The 20,303-nt window shown below is 56.5% G+C and carries 17 protein-coding genes; 9 read left to right on the plus strand and 8 right to left on the minus strand.

Going from position 1 to position 20,303, the window contains the following annotated elements; all coding sequences use genetic code 11:
* Window positions 1–202: 202 nt before the first annotated feature.
* From potA to potD, 4 genes are read left to right on the plus strand one after another with little or no spacing between them, the layout of a single operon-like run.
* Window positions 203–1,351 (plus strand): spermidine/putrescine ABC transporter ATP-binding protein PotA, encoded by a 1,149-nt coding sequence (gene potA / locus P346_RS17050; RefSeq protein ID WP_166770273.1) that lies wholly within the window; start codon window positions 203–205, stop codon window positions 1,349–1,351.
* The gene (gene potB, locus P346_RS17045; protein WP_032657973.1) at window positions 1,335–2,192 is read left to right on the plus strand and encodes a spermidine/putrescine ABC transporter permease PotB; all 858 of its coding nucleotides are present in this window, start codon (window positions 1,335–1,337) and stop codon (window positions 2,190–2,192) included. The genes potA and potB overlap by 17 nt, the downstream gene beginning before the upstream one ends.
* Window positions 2,189–2,980: a spermidine/putrescine ABC transporter permease PotC gene (potC, locus tag P346_RS17040; RefSeq protein ID WP_032657975.1), complete on the plus strand. Its 792-nt coding sequence runs from the start codon at window positions 2,189–2,191 to the stop codon at window positions 2,978–2,980. Before potB ends, potC begins: the two co-directional genes overlap by 4 nt.
* On the plus strand, window positions 2,977–4,011 hold the full coding sequence (gene potD, locus P346_RS17035; protein WP_032657977.1) for a spermidine/putrescine ABC transporter substrate-binding protein PotD: 1,035 nt from the start codon (window positions 2,977–2,979) through the stop codon (window positions 4,009–4,011). The genes potC and potD overlap by 4 nt, the downstream gene beginning before the upstream one ends.
* A gap of 45 nt (window positions 4,012–4,056) precedes the next feature.
* Here potD and P346_RS17030 read toward each other — a convergent pair whose 3' ends face one another.
* Window positions 4,057–5,286, minus strand: a complete 1,230-nt coding sequence (locus P346_RS17030; RefSeq protein WP_032657978.1) for an EAL and HDOD domain-containing protein — start codon at window positions 5,284–5,286, stop codon at window positions 4,057–4,059.
* A 238-nt stretch (window positions 5,287–5,524) separates the two neighbouring features.
* On the opposite strand from P346_RS17030, the gene P346_RS17025 reads away from it, so the two are divergent.
* Window positions 5,525–7,456: a methyl-accepting chemotaxis protein gene (locus P346_RS17025; protein ID WP_032657980.1), complete on the plus strand. Its 1,932-nt coding sequence runs from the start codon at window positions 5,525–5,527 to the stop codon at window positions 7,454–7,456.
* A gap of 44 nt (window positions 7,457–7,500) precedes the next feature.
* On the opposite strand, the gene cobB is transcribed toward P346_RS17025, so the two are convergent.
* The 5 genes from cobB to lolC are packed head-to-tail and all read right to left on the minus strand — an operon-like array spanning window position 7,501 to window position 12,439.
* A complete protein-coding gene (gene cobB, locus P346_RS17020; RefSeq protein WP_032657982.1) occupies window positions 7,501–8,322 on the minus strand; it encodes a Sir2 family NAD+-dependent deacetylase in 822 nt (273 codons plus the stop codon).
* Between the two features lie 14 nt (window positions 8,323–8,336).
* Complete coding sequence (gene nagK, locus P346_RS17015; RefSeq protein ID WP_032657983.1) at window positions 8,337–9,248, minus strand: N-acetylglucosamine kinase; 912 nt, start codon at window positions 9,246–9,248, stop codon at window positions 8,337–8,339.
* A 53-nt stretch (window positions 9,249–9,301) separates the two neighbouring features.
* The gene (gene lolE, locus P346_RS17010; RefSeq protein WP_032657985.1) at window positions 9,302–10,546 is read right to left on the minus strand and encodes a lipoprotein-releasing ABC transporter permease subunit LolE; all 1,245 of its coding nucleotides are present in this window, start codon (window positions 10,544–10,546) and stop codon (window positions 9,302–9,304) included.
* Window positions 10,546–11,247 (minus strand): lipoprotein-releasing ABC transporter ATP-binding protein LolD, encoded by a 702-nt coding sequence (gene lolD, locus P346_RS17005; protein WP_008500772.1) that lies wholly within the window; start codon window positions 11,245–11,247, stop codon window positions 10,546–10,548. The genes lolE and lolD overlap by 1 nt, the downstream gene beginning before the upstream one ends.
* On the minus strand, window positions 11,240–12,439 hold the full coding sequence (gene lolC, locus P346_RS17000; RefSeq protein WP_032657987.1) for a lipoprotein-releasing ABC transporter permease subunit LolC: 1,200 nt from the start codon (window positions 12,437–12,439) through the stop codon (window positions 11,240–11,242). The genes lolD and lolC overlap by 8 nt, the downstream gene beginning before the upstream one ends.
* Window positions 12,440–12,695: 256 nt before the next feature.
* On the opposite strand from lolC, the gene P346_RS16995 reads away from it, so the two are divergent.
* The 3 genes from P346_RS16995 (at window position 12,696) to ldtC (ending at window position 18,479) form a co-directional block, all read left to right on the plus strand.
* Window positions 12,696–13,769 carry an acyltransferase family protein gene (locus P346_RS16995; protein WP_032657988.1) on the plus strand — a complete coding sequence of 358 codons (1,074 nt, stop codon included), beginning with the start codon at window positions 12,696–12,698 and terminating at the stop codon, window positions 13,767–13,769.
* A gap of 149 nt (window positions 13,770–13,918) precedes the next feature.
* A complete protein-coding gene (gene mfd, locus P346_RS16990) occupies window positions 13,919–17,365 on the plus strand; it encodes a transcription-repair coupling factor (RefSeq protein ID WP_032657990.1) in 3,447 nt (1,148 codons plus the stop codon).
* A gap of 148 nt (window positions 17,366–17,513) precedes the next feature.
* Window positions 17,514–18,479 (plus strand): L,D-transpeptidase LdtC, encoded by a 966-nt coding sequence (gene ldtC / locus P346_RS16985; protein WP_032657992.1) that lies wholly within the window; start codon window positions 17,514–17,516, stop codon window positions 18,477–18,479.
* Between the two features lie 75 nt (window positions 18,480–18,554).
* On the opposite strand, the gene bhsA is transcribed toward ldtC, so the two are convergent.
* Entirely contained in the window at window positions 18,555–18,812 is a 258-nt protein-coding gene (bhsA, locus tag P346_RS16980) for a multiple stress resistance protein BhsA (protein WP_032658329.1), read from the minus strand.
* Between the two features lie 244 nt (window positions 18,813–19,056).
* Between bhsA and comR the strand changes: the two genes are divergently transcribed.
* Window positions 19,057–19,692 (plus strand): TetR family copper-responsive transcriptional repressor ComR, encoded by a 636-nt coding sequence (gene comR, locus P346_RS16975; RefSeq protein WP_032657993.1) that lies wholly within the window; start codon window positions 19,057–19,059, stop codon window positions 19,690–19,692.
* Window positions 19,693–19,751: 59 nt separating this feature from the next.
* Here comR and P346_RS16970 read toward each other — a convergent pair whose 3' ends face one another.
* Window positions 19,752–20,291 (minus strand): glycine zipper 2TM domain-containing protein, encoded by a 540-nt coding sequence (locus P346_RS16970; RefSeq protein WP_008500779.1) that lies wholly within the window; start codon window positions 20,289–20,291, stop codon window positions 19,752–19,754.
* Between the last annotated feature and the right edge of the window lie 12 nt (window positions 20,292–20,303).

Raw genomic sequence — 20,303 nt, forward strand, 5'->3', positions numbered from 1 at the left:
TAAGCATCAAAACGCAAATATTGCGTCAGGTCACTTTTATCCCGCAAACGAGAATATTTTCCGTTTATATGGTTATGCGTTAATAAATGTAGCTTATGAATCAGTGACAAGGATTGGCGATCGCAGGGGATTGCCGTAGAATGTCCGCCCTCATTACGAGTCACCAAGGTGGTTACACACAAACCCCGCTTCAGTCTGCTGCCTGAGGCGTCTATATGGGACAGCGCAAAAATTGAATACACAATCCCGTTCACGTTCACCGCTGGTGCAACTGGAACGAATTCGTAAAAGTTTTGATGGTAAAGACGTTATTTCCGACCTCACTCTCACCATCAATGACGGTGAGTTTCTGACGCTGCTTGGCCCCTCGGGCTGCGGCAAAACAACCGTACTGCGCCTTATCGCCGGGCTGGAAAGCGTCGATAACGGTCATATCCATCTTGAGAACCAGGACATCACCCGGGTTCCTGCCGAAGATCGCCACGTCAATACCGTCTTTCAGAGCTATGCCCTGTTCCCGCACATGACCGTGTTTGAAAACGTGGCGTTTGGCCTGCGGATGCAAAAAACTCCGGCGAATGAGATCGAACCGCGCGTCACCGACGCCCTGCGCATGGTGCAGCTTGAGACGTTTGCCCAGCGTAAACCCCATCAGCTTTCCGGCGGCCAGCAGCAGCGTGTGGCCATCGCCCGCGCCGTGGTCAACAAGCCGCGTCTGCTCCTGCTGGATGAATCCCTCTCCGCGCTGGATTACAAGCTGCGCAAGCAGATGCAGAACGAGCTCAAAGCCCTGCAGCGCAAGCTCGGCATTACCTTTGTCTTCGTCACCCACGATCAGGAAGAAGCCCTGACCATGTCTGACCGCATCGTGGTGATGCGCGACGGCAAAATCGAGCAGGACGGCACGCCGCGCGAAATCTACGAAGAGCCGAAGAATCTGTTTGTCGCCAGCTTCATTGGCGAGATCAATATCTTCGACGCCACGGTGATTGAGCGTCTGGACGACCAGCGCGTGCGCGCCAACGTCGAAGGGCGCGAGTGCAATATCACGGTGAATTTCCCCGTCGAAAAGGGACAAAAGCTCAACGTTCTGCTGCGCCCGGAAGATCTGCGCGTCGATGAAATTCACGGCAATACCGAGGCCGAAGGGTTAATCGGCTATATTCGCGAGCGCAACTACAAAGGGATGACGCTGGAGTCCGTTGTCGAGCTGGAGAACGGCAAGATGGTGATGGTCAGCGAATTCTTTAACGAAGACGACCCTGACTTCGACCACTCTCTCGACCAGAAAATGGTTATCAACTGGGTAGAAAGCTGGGAGGTTGTGCTGGCTGATGAAGAACACAAGTAAATTCCAGAATGTGGTGATCGCCACGATCGTCGGTTGGCTTGTGCTGTTTGTCTTTTTACCCAACCTGATGATCGTTGCCACCAGCTTTCTGACCCGCGACGACGCTAGCTTCGTTTCGCTGGTCTTTACGCTGGACAACTACGCGCGCCTGCTCGATCCGCTCTATTTTGACGTGCTGCTGCACTCGCTCAATATGGCGCTGATTGCCACCCTTGCCTGTCTGGTGCTGGGTTATCCCTTCGCATGGTTCCTCGCGGGCCTGCCGCAAAAGGTGCGGCCCCTGCTGCTGTTTTTACTGATTGTTCCCTTCTGGACCAACTCGTTAATCCGCATCTACGGGCTGAAAATCTTCCTTAGCACTAAAGGCTATCTCAACGAGTTTCTGCTGTGGCTGGGAGTGATTGATACGCCGATCCGCATCATGTTTACCCCGAGCGCGGTCATTATCGGCCTGGTCTACATCCTGCTGCCGTTTATGGTGATGCCGCTCTACTCCAGCATTGAGAAGCTGGATAAACCGCTGCTGGAAGCGGCAAAAGATCTGGGTGCCAGTAAGCTGCAGACCTTTCTTCGCATCATTATTCCGCTGACGATGCCCGGCATTATCGCGGGCTGTCTGCTGGTGATGCTCCCGGCGATGGGCTTGTTCTATGTGTCGGATCTGATGGGCGGCGCGAAAAACCTGCTGATCGGCAACGTGATCAAGAGCCAGTTCCTCAACATCCGCGACTGGCCGTTCGGCTCCGCCACCAGCATTACGCTGACGGTGGTAATGGGCCTGATGCTGCTGGTCTACTGGCGCGCCTCACGCCTGCTGAATAAAAAGGTGGAACTCGAATGATCGGTCGACTGCTTCGCGGCGGTTTTATGACCGCCATCTATGCCTATCTCTATATCCCGATCGTTATTTTGATCGTGAACTCGTTTAACAGCTCACGCTTCGGGATTAACTGGCAGGGCTTTACCACCAACTGGTACAGCCTGCTGATGAACAACGACAGCCTGCTGCAGGCCGCTCAGCACTCGCTGACGATGGCGATCTTCTCCGCCACCTTCGCGACGCTGATTGGCTCGCTCACCGCCGTGGCGCTGTACCGCTATCGCTTTCGCGGCAAACCGTTCGTCAGCGGCATGCTGTTTGTGGTGATGATGTCACCGGACATCGTGATGGCCATTTCGCTGCTGGTACTGTTTATGCTGCTGGGCGTACAGCTTGGCTTCTGGTCTCTGCTGTTCTCGCATATCACCTTCTGCCTGCCGTTTGTGGTGGTGACCGTTTTCGCACGCCTGAAAGGGTTCGACCTGCGCATGCTGGAGGCGGCGAAGGATCTGGGCGCCAGCGAGATGACCATCCTGCGCAAAATCATCCTGCCGCTGGCGATGCCCGCCGTGGCGGCCGGATGGCTGCTCAGCTTTACTCTGTCGATGGATGACGTGGTCGTGTCCTCCTTCGTCACCGGGCCGAGCTATGAAATTCTGCCGTTGAAGATCTATTCAATGGTGAAAGTCGGCGTCTCACCGGAGGTGAACGCGCTGGCGACCATTCTGCTGGTGTTTTCGCTGGTTCTGGTGATCGCCAGCCAGGTTATTGCTCGTGATAAAACAAAATCTCAGGGGACAATGAAATGAAAAAAATGCTCGCCGCTGCGGCGCTGGTGCTTGGCATGGGTGCCGCGCACGCTGATGACGGTAAAACGCTCTACTTCTACAACTGGACCGAATACGTGCCGCCGGGCCTGCTGGAGCAGTTCACAAAGGAGACGGGCATCAAGGTGATCTACTCGACCTACGAGTCGAATGAAACCATGTACGCCAAGCTGAAAACCTACAAAGACGGCGCGTACGATCTGGTCGTTCCTTCCACCTACTTTGTTGACAAAATGCGCAAAGAGGGCATGATCCAGAAGATCGATAAAACGAAGCTAACCCATTTTTCAAACCTCGATCCAGAGATGCTCAACAAGCCGTTCGACCCCAATAACGACTACTCCATTCCGTACATCTGGGGAGCAACCGCGATTGGCGTGAACAGCGAGGCCGTCGATCCGAAAACGGTGACAAGCTGGGCCGACCTGTGGAAGCCGGAATACAAAGGGAGCCTGCTGTTAACCGACGACGCGCGTGAAGTGTTCCAGGTGGCGCTGCGCAAGCTGGGCTATTCGGGCAACACGACGGATCCAAAAGAGATTGAAGCGGCGTATAACGAGCTGAAAAAGCTGATGCCTAACGTGGCGGCGTTCAACTCTGATAACCCGGCTAACCCGTATATGGAAGGCGAAGTGAATCTTGGAATGGTGTGGAACGGCTCCGCGTATGTCGCCCGCCAGGCCGGTACGCCGCTTGAGGTGGTCTGGCCGAAAGAAGGCGGGATCTTCTGGATGGACAGTCTTGCGATCCCCGCCAACGCGAAAAACGTTGAAGGGGCGCATAAGCTGATTAACTTCCTGCTGCGCCCTGACGTGGCGAAACAGGTTGCCGAGACGATTGGCTACCCGACGCCAAACCTCGCCGCACGCAAGCTGCTGAAGCCTGAGGTAGCTAACGATAAATCGCTCTATCCGGATGCCGAAACCATCAGCAAAGGTGAATGGCAGAACGATGTCGGTGACGCCAGCCGTCTCTACGAAGAGTATTATCAGAAATTAAAAGCGGGCCGGTAACGGTATCGCGTTCTTCCTCACGCCGTACGTGCGGCGTGAGGAGGATTAACTGACCGCGTTCTCCCCAGCCCAGATCGTCGCCTTTCTCATCGCCTCAACCACATCCTCATCCGTCAGACCCAGCGCCTGACGAACCCGGGTCGCCTCGTCCCATTGCTGCTGTTCATAGTACCGGCAAAGGCTCACCATATCGGCTAACCGTCCCTCCTGGTGGCACAGGGCATTGCTCACGCTCTGCGGGACCGCAATTTGCTTCATCAACTCGGCCATCGGCAGCTCAAGGAGGGTATCGAGCAGCGAAAACAGGCCGCACATGAAGGCATTTTCAGCCAGCGCCGGTTCGTTCATCGTCTCGGCTATCAGCTCGCAGAACTTGCCGCGCATCATGCTCAGCGGGTAAAGCTCGCTGACGGTGTCATTGCCCGCGCTCGCCAGGACCACGACGGCAACAAACCGTCTCAGCTGGTTTTCCCCGAGGTATCTGAGCACTTCACTCAGGGTTAACTTGCTGAAATTACAGGCACCGATATGTTTAAATGCGGTGTGCTTCATGTAGCGCATGATCTTATAGGACAGCGTGAGATCGGTTTTAATCAACGACTCGACGATCCGAAAATCAGGCTTATTGCGCCCAACCTCCATTTGCAGCCGAAAAATCGCCAGCTGATTTTGCGATAGCCGTTTATATTTAATAACCTCCGGACGGCAGAAAAAATAGCCCTGAAACAGCGAGAATCCCTCTTCCCGGTATTGGCTGAATTCCTCTTTAGTCTCAATTTTTTCAGCGAGATATTTAATATGCCCGGTTAAATGTTTACGCTCTTTCAGATACTGTTTAATTTGCGCTAAGGTATAATTTCTGACGTCAAATTTCAGTATTGAAATATAGGGTAAAAAAGCATCCCATTCTGGCGCAAGCGTGAAATCATCAAGCGCAAACTGATAGCCATGCGCGTTCATCTCCCTGACGGCCTGCAGCAGCTCCGCTCCCGGCACAGCATCTTCCAGGATCTCAATCACCACGCTCTCTTTATCCAGCGCTTCTCCACTGCGGTCTATGACCATTCGCGACGGAAAATTAATAAACGACGTATGTGTCCCGGCGATTCGCTGGGACGGCACGCATAAAAACTGATCTGATATCATCCTGGAGGTGGCATATTCCGCCGACACGTCCGGAAAACGGTTTGTCATCCCATCTCTGAAGAGCAGCTCGTAGCCCACCGTCTTCATCTCAGGGTTAAAAATGGGTTGTCGCGCAATAAATCCGTACATATCCCATCCTCCTCTACAACTTTATTATTTATTAGCATCCTCTTTCTACACGACGATAACGAGCATTATCGAGCACTATTTTGATTGAATGCACAAAATAAAAGCATCCACACTAATTAACGGGATTTATATCTTCAGGATTTAAATTAAATATACCTGGCGCTCTACAGAAAGAGGAAAAAATATCCGATAAGGAATAGGTGCCTGCCCGACATGCACGATATTACGGGAGATGAGAATGAAAGACGCCGTGGTCCAAAGAAAAAAAATAAGAGTCAAGACGTTGATGCTATTGTCCATTTTCCTCACCGTGACGGTGGGCTTTACGGCAACGATCGGGTTTATGATGTGGCAGTGGATGGCGCAGCAGGAGGTTCTGGCCAAAAAACATATCCGCCAGATTGCCGAGGTGCAATCGTTGCAGGTCAGCAAACAGCTGGATTCTGCCCTGACTGCCGCACGGGACATGGGCAACAGCGCCCTGGCGCTGCGCGAGGCGGGCGTATCCGATCGCCAGAGCCTGAACCAGCTCCTCATCCACTACCTTTCGGCTCACCCGCAGTTTCTCTCCATGTCGATGGCCTTTGAGCCTAACGCGTTCGACGATAAAGATGCCGTCTGGGCCGGTCAAAGCGGTGAGGATCCTGCCGGGCGCTACGCCCGCTACGTCGACCGCGATGCCACCGGCAAACCGGCATTACACCTGCTGACGGACATCGAAACGCCCGGCAGCGGCGATTATTATCTGCTGCCGAAACAACGGCATAAAGATGTGATCATCGAGCCCTATATTTATCCCTACAACGGCGTGGAAGTGATGCTCACCTCGATTGCCGCCCCCATCATGCGCGACGGTCAGTTTCTGGGCTCGGTCACCTCTGACTTCTCCCTCGCCACGCTGCAATCCACGATCGGCGCGATTAAACCGTGGAACGGCACTGGCTACGCCCTGCTCCTCTCCGCGGGTAATAACGTGGTGTCCAGCCCGGACAAGCGCGCGGCAGGCAAGCCTTACGCCGGTCAGATTACCGGTCATGACGTCACCCGGGTAAACGATCCGCTGCTGAAGGAGGACGTGTTTATCACCTGGCAGGACATCGCCGTCGGTAATAGCCAGACGCCGTGGAAACTCGCCATTATCACCCCGGTCAGCGAAGTGATGGCCGAAGCGCGCGCATTTTTACTGAAAGCCATCGTCCTGATGGTGTTAAGCATCGTTGCGGTTAGCCTGGTGATGGCGCAGATCTTTACCCGCAAAGTTGACCGTCCGGTGGGGGGTGAACCTTCGGAAGCCGCCGGGATCGCCCTGGCCGTCGCCCGGGGGGATCTGAACAACACCATCCCGGTGCGTTCCGGGGATACCCACAGCATTTTTTATGCCCTGCACACCATGCAGATGCAGCTTAAGCGCATCGTCGACAATATCAGCGAGGCCAGCCATTCCGTGCACGGCGGCACCAGCGAAATTTCGGCTGGCAACCTTGACCTCGCCTCGCGAACCGAAGAACAGGCGGCTGCGATTGTTGAAACGGCAGCCAGCATGGAAGAGATTTCGGTCACGGTGAAAAATAACGCCGACAACGCGCATAAGGCGACCACGCTGACCGATCGCGCCGCGAGCCTCGCCGGGCATGGCGAAACGCTGGTAAACGATGTGGTCGTGGTGATTGGGGAGATTGATGAGAGCGCACGTAAGATCGGTGAGATTAACAGCATTGTCGACGGCATCGCCTTCCAGACCAATATCCTGGCGCTGAATGCTGCCGTTGAAGCGGCACGGGCTGGCGAACAGGGGCGCGGCTTCGCGGTTGTCGCAGGGGAAGTGCGCAATCTTGCCCAGCGAAGCGCCAACGCGGCAAAAGAGATCTCTCAGCTGATTGCCGAGTCCTCAGGCCGCGTAAGCAAAGGCGTTGAGCTGGTCAATGAAACCGGGGTGATGATGAAGCAGGTGATTGAAGCGGTATCGCATGTGCATCTGGTCATCAACGATATCGTTCAGGCGCTGGACGAGCAAAATCGCGGGATTAGCCAGGTCAGCACCGCCGTTAACCAGATGGACAGCACGACCCAGCAGAACGCCTCTCTGGTTCAGCAGATCTCTGCCGCGGCGCTCTCGCTGGATGAGCAGGCTAAATCGCTCGAGAAGACGCTGGCGTTCTTCCATTCATAATAAAAAGGCACCCGTCCAGCGGGTGCCTTTTCACGCGATTGCCCTTACAGCCCTTTCAGCAGCTTGTCGACAAACTCCGGGACGACCGTGCTTGCCAGACCGTAGTGTTTCTCTTCAAACTCGCTACCCACCTGGCTTGGCTCAAGGTTGAGTTCTACCGTATGCGCACCGTGCAGTCGCGCTTCGTGGACAAACCCCGCCGCCGGGTAAACATGACCGGATGTGCCGATGGCAATAAACACGTCTGCCATCGCCAGGGCGCTGTAGATCTCATCCATTCCCAGCGGCATTTCGCCGAACCAGACCACGTGCGGACGCAGGCGCGACGGGAACTGGCAGCAGTGGCACTTATCCTCTGGCAGCACGTCTTCTTTCCAGTCCAGCACCTGGCCGCTCCAGGCGCAGCGAACCTTGAGCAGCTCGCCGTGCATGTGGATGATGTTCTTGTTACCGGCCCGCTCGTGCAGGTTGTCGATATTCTGCGTTACCAGCAGAAAACGATCGCCGAGCTCCTCTTCCAGCTTTGCCAGCGCCAGATGCGCCGCATTCGGCGCGACGTCAGGCTGCTGAAGCTGACGGCGGCGGGCGTTGTAAAACGCCTGCACGAGATCCGGGTCGCGGGCAAAGCCTTCCGGCGTGGCCACATCCTCCACGCGGTGCTCTTCCCACAGCCCGTCCGCCGCGCGGAAGGTTCGAATTCCTGACTCGGCGGAGATCCCCGCTCCGGTCAGCACCACCACTCTGGGTTTATCCATCGCTTCTGGCATCATTCTGTCTCTGAAAAAGATCCGCTGGCGCAAGCGCTCACGCAAGCGGCGTTTGTTTTTGCGAAAACGGCTGAGTCGACCCTGGCGACGCGACAGCATAGAAACCTCGTAAACTAATCGGTGAGATGAAGGAATGCGGCTCCGCGCATGCCTCCTGCGTCCCCGTGTCGCGCGCGTTCAATACGCGGCACGCGGGCAACCGGCAATAAATGTCGGGGCAAACGCCCGGACAACCGTTCCGTAATCGCGGTAAAGTTTGAAAGCCCTCCCCCGATCACCAGCAGATCCGGGTCGACGATGGTGAGAATATTTCCCAGACACACCGCCAGCAGATCCAGATAGCGCTCGACGTGCTCACGCGCCTGCGCATCCCATTGCTCCCACAGGGTAATGATTTGAGGGGCCTCAAGTTTCTGATGATAGAAGTGTTCGTAAAGCCATGCAAACCCGCGACCGGAGAGGTAGTTCTCAATACAGCCGTGCTGGCCGCAGCCGCAGCGGGTCAGCGGGAAATCGCGCCCCACGACTTCCAGGGCATCCACCGGCAGACGGATATGACCAAACTCGCCGGTGATGTAGCTGCGCCCGGTGATTGGTTTCCCGTTGATGACAATCCCCCCGCCGACGCCGGTACCGAGGATCAGCCCCATCACCAGCGGATAGTGGCGGAATTCATCATCCCAGGCTTCGGAGAGCGCAAAGCAGTTAGCATCATTGTCTAAACGCACGTCGCGTTCAAGGAGGGCAGAGAGATCGGCGCGGAGCGGTTTACCGCTGGCGGCAGGCACGTTAGCGGCATACAGCGTGCCATCGTCGGTTTCGGGCATACCCGGAATGCCGATGCCGACGCTGCCTTTCACGCCAAAGCGTTCATCGGCCTGCGCCACCAGCGCGGCAATCGCGGTTAAAAATTCGTCGTAGCTTTCGCGCGGCGTGGGGACGCGGGTTTCCCACTGTAGTTTGAGGTCTTTATCAAACACGCCTAGCGCAATCTTGGTGCCGCCAATATCAAATCCGTAATACATAACGCATTCCTCTTTTAACCTGGCGGCCCGAAAGCCGCTAGATCATGACGTAATTACTGGCCACTTAATACCCTCGCCGGATCAATTCGGCTTGCGCGACGCGCCGGATACCAGCTTGCCAGCAGACTCAGTAAAAGTGCTGTAACCAGCACATAAAAAACGTCCAGCCAGTGCAGTTCAGACGGCAGGAAGTCAATAAAATAGATATCACCCGACAGGAACTGGTGGCCGATAAGCTTTTCGATCCCGTTGATAATTGGCGTCAGCTGCAGGGAAACCACCACGCCAATCACCACGCCGCACAGGCTGCCAAACAGCCCTGCCAGCAAACCGTACCAGACGAAGATGGCGCGAATAAGACCGTCTTTCGCCCCCAGCGTACGCAGCACGGCGATGTCGCCGCTCTTGTCCTTGACCGCCATCACCAGCGTCGAGACGATATTAAAGCACGCCACACCAATCACCAGCACCATCGCCAGATACATGATGGCGCGGATCATCTGGATATCACGGTACATATACCCGTAGGTGCCGATCCAGCTCTTGATGTAGACATAGTTATTGGTCACGCTGCCCGCGTCGCGGACCAGCTTGTTGGCGTTAAAGACGTCGTTCACCTTGATGGCAATGCCCGTCACGCTGTCGGCCATGTCGAGATACTGGCGCGCATCCTCCATCGGCACCATCGCAAAGCTATGGTCAAGCTGACCGCTCAGCTGAAGAATACCGGTGACGTGCAGGCGCACGCGCTTAGGCTGCTGCAGCTTGTGGTCGGCGCTGGCGTTCGGGATCATGATCGACACCCAGTCGCCCTGCTTCACCTTCAGAGCATCGGCCACGCCTTTACCCATGATGATCTGCTGCTCACCGGCCTTAAAGTTGGCCCACGCGCCGTTCTGCACATAGTTTGGCAGCGCGCTGAGACGCGCTTCCTGGGCGGGATTGACCCCTTTCACCTGAATGGCGCGCAGGTTTACCCCGCTCTCCACCAGCCCGGTAAAGTTGATGTAGGGCGCGGCCGCGGCAATGCCCGGCACTTTTTCGACTTTGGCGAGCGCATCGCTCCAGTTCGTCCATGGCTGGTTAACCGGCTCGATCTCCCCGTGCGGCACCACCGCCAGAATGCGGTTATTCAGCTCGCGCTCAAAGCCGTTCATGGCGCTTAAGCCGACAATCAGCACCGCCACGCCCAGCGCAATACCGATGGTCGAGATGACGGAGATCAGCGACACCATGCCGCCGCGACGGCGGCCGCGGCTAAAACGTAAACCGATGAGTAAGGATAACGGTGACGCCATTACTCTGCTCCCATCAGGGTCAGTTCCGCGTTCAGATGGCCGTCGCGCATCTCAAGCTGACGCCCCATGCGTTTTGCCAGCTGCAGATCGTGGGTCACGACCAGAAACGCGGTGCCCTGCGAGGCGTTCAGCTCGCCCAGAAGCTGGAAAATACTGTCCGCATTGCGGGCATCCAGGTTACCGGTAGGCTCATCCGCCAGCACCAGACGCGGGTTGTTGACCAGCGCACGGGCAATCGCCACGCGCTGGCGCTCGCCGCCGGAAAGCTCAGAGGGACGATGGTTACCGCGATGGCCCAGCCCTACTGCTTTCAGCATGTCGCTGGCGCGAGCGTTAATTTCTGCCGGTTTCTTTTTGCCAATCAGCAGCGGCATCGCCACGTTTTCCAGCGCCGTGAAGTCCGGCAGCAGGTGGTGGAACTGGTAGATAAAGCCCAGCTCGCGGTTGCGCAGCTCGGCCTTTGCCGCGGAGGACATTTTGCTCATCGGCTGGCCGGAGAAAATCACGTCGCCGTTAGTTGGCGTATCCAGCCCGCCCAGCAGATGCAGCAGCGTACTTTTGCCCGAGCCGGAGCTGCCGACAATCGCCATCATTTCGCCTTCACCCACGCTAAAGCTCACATTGTGCAGCACGTCGGTTTGCACAGTGCCTTCCTGATAGCGTTTGGACAGGTTGTCGCATTGCAACAGGATCTTATTCATAACGTAAAGCCTCAGCGGGTTGAGTGGCGGCAGCGCGCCAGGAAGGATAAAGCGTAGAAAGCAGCGCAATGGCCATCGCGGCCAGCGCAATACCGACCACCTGCAGCGGCTCGATAGCCACCGGCAGCGCCGCGCCGTCGAGCAGGGCGCCGATGATCGGCATTAAGTTATTAAGCTGGCTGGCAAGCAAGGCCCCCAGCACGGCGCCGAGCAGCGCGCCGATGATACCGGCACTGGCCCCCTGCACCATAAACACCGCCATGATCTGGCGCGGCGTTAGCCCCTGGGTTTGCAGAATGGCGACTTCGCCCTGCTTCTCCATCACCATCAGGCCCAGCGAGGTAATGATGTTAAATGCGGCCACAGCCACGATCAGGCTCAGCAGCAGGCCCATCATGTTTTTTTCCATCCGCACGGCCTGGAACAATTCGCCTTTGCGCTCGCGCCAGTCCTGCCATTTGGTGCCGTCCGGCAGTTTTTGCTGGCTGAGGGTATCGACCTTCAGCGGCGCGTCGAGCCACAGGCGCCAGCCGGTAATATTCCCTGCCGGGTAGCGCATCAGGCGTGAAGCGTCCTGAATGTTAACCAGCATCTGGTAGCCATCGACTTCGCTATTGGCGGCAAAGGTACCGATCACGTTGAACAGGCGCTGGCTCGGCAGGCGCCCCATCGGCGTAAACTGGCTGGCAGAAGGCACCATCACGCGCAGCTGATCGCCGCGGTTGACGCCAAGCTGTCCGGCAAGCTGTTCACCCAGAATCACGTTGTATTTTCCGGCTTCCAGATCGGACTGCTTCACGTTAACCAGATACGGCGTCAGCGGATCGTTTTGCGCCGGGTCAATACCCAGCATCACGCCGACCGCCACGCTGCGGGCGCTTTGCAGCACTACGTCACCGGTCGTCAGCGGCGCGACGCGCGTGACGCCCTGTAACTTCGCCGCGCTTTCCGGCAGCTGTTGCGGGTTAACCGAACCGTTGGATGATGAGAGAACGGCCTGCGGCATCAGCCCCAGGATGTTGTTTTGCAGCTCGCGTTCGAAGCCATTCATGACGGAAAGCACCGTCACCAGTGCCATCACGCCAAGCGTAATGCCAATAGTCGAAAGCCAGGAGACAAAGCGACCGAAGCGGTCCGCGGCGCGCCCACGCATGTAACGTAAGCCTATGAAGAGTGCGACAGGTTGATACATGAAATCCGTCTGTTTGCTGATAGCAGACCCACGAGTATATAAGCGAATCCGTTAAGCGTAAATGACTGAAACAGTAAGCTTTGGTAATCATTCTTCCGAAAAATTCAGATAAATCAGGGTGCTATTGTCTGAATACTCGTCTCGCAACCTCCACCTTTTCCGAAAAACCGCCGGATACAGACTGTTACCCATTACATCCCGGCTTCGTTTTACAACAATTGCTCGTTCGTTTATGGCAATAAGGTAGTGGCGAACAATGAAGCAAAAAGCATTATGGATTAACCAGATAAAAGGGCTGTGTATCTGCCTGGTGGTTATCTATCATTCGGTTATCACTTTTTATCCGCATCTGATCGGGCTGCAACACCCGTTCTCCGGCCTTCTCGCCAAATGCTGGGTCTATTTTAACCTCTATCTCGCACCGTTTCGTATGCCGGTCTTCTTCTTTATCTCCGGCTATCTGATCCGTCGTTATATTGACGAGGTGGACTGGCGAACCAGTCTCGATAAACGGATCTGGAGCATTGTCTGGGTCCTGGCGCTGTGGGGCGTTCTGCAATGGCAGGCGTTGACTCACCTGAACGCCTGGCTGGCGCCCGAGCGTGAGCTTGCCACCTCGTCGAACGCGGCCTACGCCGACTCGTTCTCAGGCTTTGTGCTGGGGATGGTCACCGCCAGCACCAGCCTGTGGTATCTGTATGCTCTGGTGGTCTACTTCACGCTGTGTAAACTGCTGAGCCGCTGGAAGCTGCCGGTACTGGCACTGCTGGCGCTGGCAAGCATCGCGATTAACTTCCTGCCGCTGCCGTGGTGGGGAATGAACAGCGTGGTACGCAACATGATCTACTACAGCCTCGGGGCATGGTATGGCGCAGAGCTGATGGCGTGGATGAAAAGCGTCAACCTGCGCCGCATCTGGCTGGCAACCGGCGCTTTCGCCGCCGTCTCCGTGGTGCTGTGGTTTGCTAACGTTCCGCTGCTGCTCTCATTGCTGTCGATTGTGCTGATCATGAAGCTGTTCTACAGCCTCGAGCAGCGCTATGCCGTTCACCCGAACAATCTGCTGAACGTGATTGGCTCAAACACCATTGCGATTTACACCACCCACCGCATCCTGATTGAGGCCTTTAGCCTGTTCCTGATTGGCGAGATGAATGCCGCTTACTGGCCGGTCTGGGCAGAACTGTGCTTAATCCTGGTCTATCCGTTTGCCAGCCTGCTTATCTGTACCCTTGCCGGGCTCGGAGTGCGTAAAATCTCTACCGCGCTGTTTGGGGACGTTTTCTTCTCTCCTCCTTCTACGCTGACCCTGTCACCTTCAACGCGTTAATGCCCTCTCCGCCCCCGTTTCGGGGGCGTTTAGCCCTGCCGTGCGGTTACGATTTGCTTATGTAAAACGATCGAGGATAATAAAGACATTGCGTATCAGTGATATGCCCCAATACTGTTGGTATATCCATAAGAGACTCTGACATAGCCATGCCTGAACACTATCGTTATTCCTTGCCTGTCAAAGCGGGCGACCAGCGCCAGCTGGGTGAACTCACGGGCGCGGCGTGCGCCACGCTGGTGGCGGAGATCGCCGAGCGTCATCCAGGCCCGGTGATTCTGGTTGCCCCGGATATGCAAAACGCCCTGCGCCTGCACGACGAAATTCGCCAGTTCACCGATAGCCTGGTGTTCAGCCTGGCCGACTGGGAGACGCTGCCGTATGACAGCTTCTCTCCGCATCAGGAGATTATATCCTCGCGCCTCTCGACGCTCTATCAGCTCCCGACCATGCAGCGCGGCGTGCTGATTGTGCCGGTGAACACCCTGATGCAGCGCGTCTGTCCGCACAGCTATCTGCACGGTCACGCGCTGGTGATGAAAAAAGGCCAGCGCCTGTCCCGTGATGCCCTGCGCGCGCAGCTTGACGGTGCCGGCTATCGCCACGTCGACCAGGTGATGGAGCACGGGGAATACGCGACCCGCGGCGCGCTGCTGGACCTTTATCCGATGGGCAGCGACCAGCCGTATCGTCTGGATTTCTTTGATGATGAAATCGACAGCCTGCGCGTATTCGACGCCGACACGCAGCGCACGCTGGAGGAAGTCGAGTCGATCAATTTACTGCCCGCACATGAGTTCCCCACGGACAAAACCGCTATCGAGCTGTTCCGCAGCCAGTGGCGCGATAGGTTCGAGGTGAAGCGCGACGCGGAACATATTTATCAGCAGGTCAGTAAAGGCACGCTTCCTGCCGGGATCGAATACTGGCAGCCGCTGTTCTTCAACGAGCCGCTGCCTGCCCTGTTCAGCTACTTCCCGGCGAATACGCTGATTGTCAACACCGGGGATATCGACGCCAGCGCCAGCCGCTTTGAGAGCGAAACCCGCGCCCGTTTTGAAAACCGTGGCGTTGACCCGATGCGTCCGCTGCTGCCACCGGAAGCGCTGTGGCTGCGCACCGACGAGCTCAACGCCGAGCTGAAGCGCTGGCCGCGCATGCAGCTGAAAACCGATTCACTTGCCGATAAGGCCGCCAATACCAACCTCGCCTTCAGGACGCTGCCGGACCTGGCCGTTCAGGCGCAGCAGAAATCCCCGCTGGATAATCTGCGCAAGTTCCTGGAGTCCTTTACCGGCCCGGTGGTGTTCTCCGTTGAGAGTGAAGGCCGCCGCGAAGCGTTAGGTGAGCTGCTGGGACGCATTAAGGTGGCGCCGAAGCGCATCCTGCGCCTGAGCGAAGCGACCGGAAACGGTCGTTACCTGATGATTGGCGCCGCCGAGCACGGGTTCATCGACACGCTCAACAACCTGGCGCTGATTTGCGAAAGCGACCTGCTGGGCGAGCGCGTCGCGCGCCGCCGTCAGGACAGCCGTCGGACCATCAACCCGGACACGCTGATCCGTAACCTGGCCGAGCTGCACCCGGGCCAGCCGATTGTTCACCTGGAACACGGCGTTGGGCGCTATCAGGGGATGACCACGCTGGAAGCGGGCGGCATCAAAGGTGAATATCTGATGCTCACCTACGCCAACGACGCCAAACTGTATGTCCCGGTCTCCTCCCTGCATCTGATCAGCCGCTACGCGGGCGGCGCCGAAGAGAATGCGCCGCTGCACAAGCTGGGCGGCGACGCCTGGGCGCGCGCGCGCCAGAAGGCTGCGGAAAAAGTGCGCGACGTGGCAGCCGAACTGCTGGATATCTACGCCCAGCGCGCGGCCAAACAGGGCTTCGCCTTTAAGCATGATAAAGAACAGTACCAGCTGTTCTGCGACAGCTTCCCGTTTGAAACCACGCCGGATCAGGCCCAGGCCATCAACGCCGTGCTGAGCGACATGTGCCAGCCGCTGGCAATGGACCGCTTAGTCTGCGGCGACGTCGGCTTCGGTAAAACCGAAGTGGCGATGCGCGCCGCCTTCCTTGCGGTCGAAAACAACAAGCAGGTTGCGGTGCTGGTGCCGACTACCCTGCTCGCTCAGCAGCACTTCGACAACTTCCGCGACCGTTTCGCCAACTGGCCGGTACGTATCGAGATGCTCTCGCGTTTTCGCAGCACCAAAGAACAGACCCAGATTCTGGAACAGGCCAGCGAGGGTAAAATCGACATTCTGATCGGCACCCACAAGCTGCTGCAAAGCGACGTGAAGTGGAAAGATCTGGGGCTGCTGATCGTCGACGAAGAGCACCGCTTCGGGGTGCGTCATAAAGAACGCATCAAAGCGATGCGCGCCGACGTCGATATCCTGACCCTGACCGCAACGCCAATCCCGCGAACCCTCAACATGGCGATGAGCGGCATGCGCGATCTGTCGATTATCGCCACGCCGCCGGCGCGCCGTCTGGCGGTGAAAACCTTTGTCCGCGAGTACGATAATCTGGTGGTGCGTGAGGCCATTCTGCGTGAAGTGCTTCGTGGGGGACAGGTCTACTACCTCTACAACGATGTGGAAAATATCCAGAAAGCGGCGGACAGGCTGGCGGAGCTGGTACCGGAAGCGCGCATAGCTATCGGTCACGGGCAGATGCGCGAGCGCGAGCTGGAGCGGGTGATGAACGACTTCCACCACCAGCGCTTTAACGTGCTGGTGTGCACCACCATCATTGAGACTGGGATCGACATTCCGACTGCGAACACCATCATCATTGAGCGTGCGGATCACTTTGGTCTGGCGCAGCTTCACCAGCTGCGCGGCCGCGTCGGCCGTTCGCACCATCAGGCGTACGCCTGGCTGCTGACGCCGCATCCGAAAGCGATGACCACCGACGCGCAAAAGCGTCTGGAAGCCATCGCCTCGCTGGAAGACCTCGGCGCGGGCTTTGCGCTGGCCACGCACGATCTTGAGATCCGCGGTGCCGGCGAGCTGCTGGGTGAAGACCAAAGCGGCTCGATGGAAACCATCGGCTTCTCGCTCTATATGGAGCTGCTGGAAAACGCGGTTGATGCCCTGAAGGCCGGACGCGAGCCGTCGCTGGAAGATCTCACCAGCCAGCAGACCGAGGTCGAGCTGCGTATGCCTTCCCTGCTGCCGGACGATTTTATTCCGGACGTGAATACCCGACTGTCGTTCTACAAGCGCATCGCCAGCGCGAAGAAGGAGAACGAGCTGGAAGAGATTAAGGTGGAGCTGATTGACCGCTTTGGTCTGCTGCCCGATCCGGCGAGAAATTTGCTGGACATCGCGAGACTGCGCCAGCAGGCGCAAAAGCTGGGGATCCGCAAGCTCGAAGGCAATGAAAAAGGCGGCGTGATTGAATTCGCCGAGAAGAATCACGTCAACCCGATGTGGCTGATCGGCCTGCTGCAAAAACAGCCGCAGCATTTCCGTCTGGATGGCCCAACCCGTCTCAAATTTACCCAGGAGCTGACGGAGCGCAAAACCCGTATGGACTGGGTGCGTAACTTTATGCGCCAGCTGGAAGAGAACGCGATCGCATAACCTCCATTCCCCCTGTTAGCCCGGCGCTACGGGGGGACAATTTACAAACTCTTTGCACTTCACCCGATCTTCCCGACACACCCATTCGCCATAATTATGCTTAACGCCTTATAAAACAATAACCTTATCATTTATATGGATTATGGTGATGATGACCTCTTCACGTTTTACTCGCTGGATGACCCTGTTTGCGCTGGCAGCCACCATTACGGTTGCGCTTCCCGCTCGGGCAAACACCTGGCCCCTTCCCCCTCCCGGCAGCAAGGTGGTGGGTGAAAACCGCTTTCATGTGGTTGAAAACAACGGTGGTTCACTGGAAGCGATTGCCAAAAAATATAACGTCGGTTTTCTGGCCCTGCTGCAGGCGAACCCCGGCGTCGATCCGTATGTCCCGCGCGCGGGCAGCGTACTGACCATCCCGTTACAGACTATCCTGCCGGACGCCCCGCGCGAGGGGATGGTGATAAACCTGGCCGAGCTGCGCCTGTACTATTACCCGCCGGGTAAAAACGAAGTGACCGTCTACCCTATCGGTATTGGCCAGCTGGGCGGCGACACGCTGACGCCGACGATGGTCACCACCGTCTCGGATAAACGCGCGAATCCAACCTGGACCCCGACGGCCAACATTCGTGCCCGCTATAAGGCCCAGGGGATCGATCTTCCTGCCGTGGTGCCGGCTGGTCCGGATAACCCGATGGGGCACCACGCGATCCGCCTGGCGGCATACGGCGGCGTCTACCTGCTGCACGGAACGAATGCGGATTTTGGCATCGGCATGCGCGTCAGCTCCGGCTGTATTCGTCTGCGCGATGACGATATCAAAACGCTGTTTAACGTCGTTACGCCGGGAACCAAAGTGAATATTATCAATACGCCGATTAAGGTTTCAGAGGAGCCCGGCGGCGTGCGGCTGGTTGAGATTCATCAGCCGTTATCGAAAAATATCGGCGACGATCCGCAGACGCTGCCCATTAACCTGAATGCCGCGATGGTAAGCTTTAAAACGAATGCCAATACCAATAGCGTGGTGATGGAGCGCGCGATGCAAGCGCGATCAGGCATGCCGACCGATGTCACCCGGCATCACGATGTCGTCCCGCAGTCGATGTAAATCAGAAATAAAAAAACGCCCTGCTGAGCAGGGCGTTTTTTATTGCAGCGGCATAAATGAGGGTTTATGCCCGGCTTATTTGTAGATGACCGCCGTGCCGTGCAGGGTGTTAGGACCGGTCACGGAGGTGATGCGGTAAGATTTTGCACCCATCTCTTGTGCTTTTTGCGCCAGCTGATCTTCCAGGGAACTCAGGTTAGTACCGGCAGAGGCAGAGATTGTCCCGACTTTATGCTGGTCAGCAGGCGTAGATTGCACCTGTACAGCAGCAAAGCTTGCGAAAGAGAGTGAACTCAGGACAGCGGCAGCGATGAGGTTTTTTACGTTTTTCATGATGTTTACCTTTAGCAGATGAATTTGGAGGTCGTTAATCATTTAGTTAACGATCGATAGGTAAATCATAAATGTGATCCAGGTCACGCGTCAACATAATTTTATAACGAGCGTTAACTTAATTTTAAAATTGTTATTTTTCATATATATATGATTAATTTATTTTTAAGCATTCTGCACTGGTGGTGGGTTGCGTTTATTTTTATAATGGTCGTTCACCAAACCAACAGAGGACCAACGGCAAATGACAACCGATGTCACGAGTTGTGCGAAGAAAAGCCGTGGCCGACCAAAAGTGTTTGACAGGGATGCAGCGCTTGATAAGGCCATGACTCTCTTCTGGCAACATGGGTATGAAGCAACCTCGCTTTCCGATCTGGTAGAAGCCACCGGAGCCAAAGCGCCGACGCTGTATGCCGAATTTACCAATAAAGAGGGGCTGTTCAGGGCGGTGCTGGACAGATACATTTCGCGCTTTGCGGCGAAACACGAAGCCCAGCTGTTCTGCGAAGAGAAAAGCGTTGAACAGGCGCTTCGCGACTATTTCACCGCCGTCGCGACCTGTTTCACCAGTAAAGATACGCCTGCGGGCTGCTTTATGATTAACACCTCTGCCACCCTTGCGGCGTCCTCTAAAGAGATTGCCAATACGGTGAAATCGCGGCATGCGATGCAGGAGGAGACGCTCAGCGCCTTTCTGGCTCAGCGCCAGCAGCGCGGTGAAATCCCTGCGCAATGCAACCCTCAGCTGCTGGCACAATACCTGAGCTGTATTTTGCAGGGGATGTCGATCAGCGCCCGTGAAGGGGCCACGCTGGAAAAACTGCAGCATATTAGCGAAACCACGCTGCGGCTGTGGCCTGAGCTACTGAAAATCTGAAGCAAAAAAAAGCTCCTCAGCCTGAGCGCATGAGGAGCTAAATTCAGAGAACATCTTTTTTACACTTTGTTATTCAGAACCAGCTGGCCGTTTCCATCCAGTGGAATTTGCGTGCCCGGGTCTTTATCCATGCGGATTTTGCCCTGCTGATCGCCAATTTTGTACGTCACGTCATAACCCAGCATTTTTTCCGACTTGTCATAGACGGTTTTGCAGCGTTGCTGAGTCGTGGTGTAGGTATCATTATCCTGCATCGCGCCCTGCACCTGGTTACCGGCATAGCCGCCACCCAGCGCGCCGACCACGGTCGCTACGTCTTTACCCCGGCCGCCGCCAAACTGGTGACCAATCACGCCACCCGCTACCGCACCCAGAACAGAACCGGCAATGCGGTTTTCATCCTGTACAGGACGACGGTGCGTCACGGAGACGTTGCGGCACTCCTGACGAGGGGTTTTCACGGTTTCTTTAATCGGTGTAGCAGAAACCACCTGTGCATACTGCGGGCCGCGATCTAATACGTTGAGACTGGCAACGGCAGCCACACCTAACGCAGCCGCGACGCCAATCCCTATACCCGCCAACATTGATTTATTCACGGGACTTCCTCC

It is taken from the genome of Enterobacter sp. DC1 (assembly GCF_000568075.1).
GTDB classification, from domain to species: Bacteria; Pseudomonadota; Gammaproteobacteria; order Enterobacterales; family Enterobacteriaceae; genus Enterobacter; species Enterobacter asburiae.